Raw genomic sequence first — 3,893 nt, 5'->3', positions numbered from 1 at the left:
GTGGCCGCCGCGCTCGGCGAAGTCGCGCAGCCGGTGACCATCGCTTCCGGGGGGAAGGAGCGGGAGGAGTACCGCTTCCTGGGGCTTCCGCAGGCGGCCGACCGCTTCCCGGACTGCGGTCCGCTGGCGGGGCTTCATGCGGGCATGAACGCTTGTGACGCGGAATGGCATTTGGCCGCCCCCTGCGATTTGCCGTTCGCTTCGGCAGAGTTTATGCGGTATCTTGTGGACGCTGTGAGGCGGGACGAAAGATGGGCGGCCGACGATTGCGCGGAGCAAGGCGCCGGGGGACTTGCGGAAGACGGCGGAGCGGAGGAAGACGCCTCGGCTTCCGCAGACGGACGCGGGCCATCCGCAGCCGGGGCGCCGCCCGGCCGCCCCGCTTCCGCAAGCGTTCGTCCGCTTGCGGTCGTGCCAGTGTCCCTCTCAGGCAAAGTCCAGCCGCTGCTGGGGCTATACCATAAGGATGCCCTGCCCAGTCTGGAGCATGCCCTGCTGCGCCGAAGATTAAAGGTTATGGAGTGGCTGGAGGGCCTGGAGGTTCTGTATGTTCCGGAGGCGGGCTTTGCGGGAGCCTCGAGTGGAGAGCCCTCCCCGCTGCTGAATATCAACACTCCGGAGGATTACCACGCCGCTAGGGAGCGCCGAGTTTAACTTCCGTTTACAATGAGGGAGTATGTTGTGATTATTCGCCAGGAAGGGAAGGATTAACAATGACAACCTCAAAGAAGCCTAAGGGCGCAGGCAACCTCCGATCATTTCTCCAATTGCTTAAAGAAACGAAACCCCCGTATGGCCTGCTTGTTCTGGCTGTTGCTCTAAGCGTGATCTCCACGCTCGTGTCGCTGGTCATCCCGATGTTTACTAAAGGGCTGGTCGACGGATTTACGCTGTCTTCGGTGAGCTTGCCGCAGATCGCCAGAATCGGCGGTGCTTTCGTCGCCCAAACCGCCGCCGCAGGTCTATCCGTCTACTTGCTGAACTATGTGGGTCAGAACATGGTTGCCGGCCTGAGAGAGCGTCTGTGGCGCAAGCAGCTGCTGCTGCCTGTCTCCTACTATAACGACATCCGGACAGGCGAAAGTGTCAGCCGCATGACCAACGATACAGGCATTATCAAGACGCTCGTATCGGAGCATGCGGCCAGCCTGTTCACCGGCCTCGTCTCCATCGTCGGTTCGATTTCGGTGCTCTTTTATCTGAACTGGAGAATGACGCTGGTGCTGTTCACCGTACTGCCCCTTTCGGCGCTTATTCTCGTTCCGCTCGGCCGGATGATGTACAAGATTTCCAAGGGCATGCAGGATGAGACGGCTTCCTTTACGGCGGTGCTGAGCGGCGTGCTGTCGGAAATTCGGCTGGTCAAGGCGTCCGGAGCGGAGCGCCGGGAATACGAAACCGGCCAAAAAGTCATTAAGAACCTGCTCGCCTACGGCATACGCGAAGGCAAGGTCAGCGCATGGATTACCCCGCTTGTCTCGCTCGTATTTATGATGCTGCTCGTGGTCATTATCGGCTATGGCGGGGTGCAGGTATCCAGCGGCGCGTTGACGGCGGGGGAACTGGTCGCTTTTATCCTGTATCTGATCCAGATCATTATGCCGCTAACCCAGCTCACCACCTTCTTCACCCAAATCCAGAAGGCTATGGGCGCTTCGGAGCGGCTCATGGAGACGCTGAAGCATGCAGAAGAACAGTACGAGGGGGACGAGGTGGCGGAGGGAGTGCGGCTGCCGATCACACTGGAAAACGTCTCCTTCGGGTACAAGCCGGGCGAGCCCGTGCTGAATAACGTAAGCTGCTCGGTAACGCCCGGAGAGGTGACGGCGATTGTCGGCCCAAGCGGCGGCGGCAAGACGACGCTGTTCTCCCTGCTGGAGCGCTTCTATGAGCCGCAGCAAGGCGTGATCCGGCTGGGCGGCAGGCCGATTTCCGATTTCTCGTTGCGCTCCTGGCGCGGAGGAATCGGCTATGTCTCCCAGGAAAGCCCGCTGCTGGCTGGAACTATTGCGGACAATCTCCGCTATGGTCTGGACCGGGAGATTAATCTTGAGGAAATGCGTCAGGCGGCGGCGATGGCCTATGCCGATGCCTTCATCGACGAGCTGCCGGATGGATACGATACCGAAGTCGGCGAGCGCGGCGTGAAGCTGTCCGGCGGGCAGCGGCAGCGGATCGCGATTGCCCGGGCGCTGCTGAGAGATCCGAAGATTCTGATGCTGGACGAAGCGACTTCAAGCCTTGATAGCAAATCGGAGGCGGTCGTGCAGAAGGCGTTGTCCAATCTGATGAGGGGCCGGACGACCATCGTCATCGCGCACCGTCTGTCCACGGTGGTGAATGCCGACCAGATTCTTTTTATGGAAAAGGGCGAGATCACCGGCAGGGGAAGACACGAGGAACTGCTGCATGAGCATAGCCTGTACCGCGAATTTGCGCAGCAGCAGCTTCAAGCCCCGGAGTTCCGGCCGGAGGAAAAAGGCGGAGAGGAGATAACCGGGCATGGCCAAAATACTGGTGGTGGACGACGACCCGCACATCCGCGAGTTGGTAGCCGTATTTTTGAAGGCTGAAGGGATGGAAGTATATGAGGCTTCCGACGGGAGGGAAGCGCTGGACTTTCTCGGAGATCACACCGTCGATATGGTGGTTCTCGATATCATGATGCCGCACATTGACGGCTGGCAGCTCTGCCGCGAGCTGCGGGAGGCCTACGATTTTCCGCTGCTTATGCTTACGGCCAAAGGCGAGACGTCGCAGATTGTGAAGGGCTTCGAGCTTGGAACCGACGATTATCTCGTCAAGCCGTTTGAGCCGCCTGTGCTGCTGGCCCGCGTCAAGGCGCTGCTCAAACGGTATCAGATTTCCGCCGCCCAGAGCGTAACTGTCGGCAAGCTGAAGATGAACCGCAGAACCTACGAGATTCATTCCGAGGACGGTGTTCTGACGCTGCCTCTGAAGGAGTATGAGCTGCTGTTTAGGCTGGCCAGCTATCCCGGGCAGACGCTGCCGCGCGAGCGGCTGATTGAGGAAATCTGGGGCTATGACTACGAAGGCAACGAGCGCACGCTGGATGTGCACATCAATCGGCTGCGCGAGCGCTTCCCGAGCGAGCGGTACGGCTTTGCCATCCGCACCGTGCGCGGCCTCGGCTACCGGCTGGAGAGTGCGGAATGAGGCGGCGGCGGGCGTCCGGCCGGACGAATCCGAAGCGGGCGGACCGGAATCGCCGTCCGCGCCGGACAGGGTCCCGATCTGTACGGGGGGCCCGAATGAAACGCCTAGGAAGAGCCGTGCGGGGATTGCTCGGAATGCTGGGCGGCTTCTCGCTCCTCAGCGGCTCGTGGACGGCCTCCTATTTTATCTTGAAGGCGCTGTTCAAGCGGTTTGGCAGCCCCTCGTCGGATTACGTGTCGCAGCTGCTGGGCGTGCTGCTCGGATTTATGCTTCTGTTCTGCATTGGCGGAATCATTTCCCTGATTACGTACGGGAGGCAGAACAAATTTTACAGTCCGATTCTGAATGCCGTCCGGCGGATTTCCAAAGGGGATTTTACCGCCAAGGTGGAGGATGTGAAGCGCTACGGCCGCATGGGCGAACTCGTGGAAGGCATCAATGAAATGGCCAGCGAGCTGAGCCGGATGGAGACGATGCGCCAGGACTTCATTTCGAATGTGTCGCATGAAATCCAGTCTCCGCTTACTTCCATCCGCGGCTTCGCCCGCGCGCTGCGCGCCGAAGACCTCAGCCGGGAAACAAGGGAACACTATCTGGATATCATTGAGGGGGAGAGCACCCGGCTGTCGGGCCTGAGCGACAGCTTGCTCAAGCTGTCGGTGCTGGAATCGGGCAGCTTTCCGTTTGAAGCGAAGCCTTACCGTCTCGACAGGCAG

General features: G+C 60.1%; 4 protein-coding genes. All 4 read left to right on the top strand.

Going from position 1 to position 3,893, the window contains the following annotated elements; translation table 11 throughout:
* On the top strand, nt 1-654 hold a 654-nt coding region (gene mobA / locus L692_RS0109950; RefSeq protein WP_025699473.1), incomplete at its 5' end, for a molybdenum cofactor guanylyltransferase.
* Nucleotides 655-713: 59 nt separating this feature from the next.
* Nucleotides 714-2,573 (top strand): ABC transporter ATP-binding protein, encoded by a 1,860-nt coding sequence (locus L692_RS0109945; RefSeq protein WP_025699471.1) that lies wholly within the window; start codon nt 714-716, stop codon nt 2,571-2,573.
* Nucleotides 2,503-3,177 (top strand): response regulator transcription factor, encoded by a 675-nt coding sequence (locus tag L692_RS0109940; protein ID WP_025699469.1) that lies wholly within the window; start codon nt 2,503-2,505, stop codon nt 3,175-3,177. The genes L692_RS0109945 and L692_RS0109940 overlap by 71 nt, the downstream gene beginning before the upstream one ends.
* Before the next feature lie 95 nt (nt 3,178-3,272).
* Nucleotides 3,273-3,893, top strand: a 621-nt coding sequence (locus L692_RS0109935) for a histidine kinase dimerization/phospho-acceptor domain-containing protein (protein ID WP_025699467.1), incomplete at its 3' end; no start/stop codon positions are given.

Source organism: Paenibacillus forsythiae T98 (assembly GCF_000520735.1).
GTDB lineage: Bacteria > Bacillota > Bacilli > Paenibacillales > Paenibacillaceae > Paenibacillus_AQ > Paenibacillus_AQ forsythiae.
The sequence above is the reverse complement of the archived record's forward strand: the minus strand, read 5'-3'. Positions and strand labels throughout refer to the sequence as shown.

Bases quoted from the DNA above. Each gene is read 5' to 3' on its own strand.
- L692_RS0109945 (WP_025699471.1), top strand. From the start codon at position 714: ATGACAACCTCAAAGAAGCCTAAGGGCGCAGGCAACCTCCGATCATTT.
- L692_RS0109940 (WP_025699469.1), top strand. From the start codon at position 2,503: ATGGCCAAAATACTGGTGGTGGACGACGACCCGCACATCCGCGAGTTG.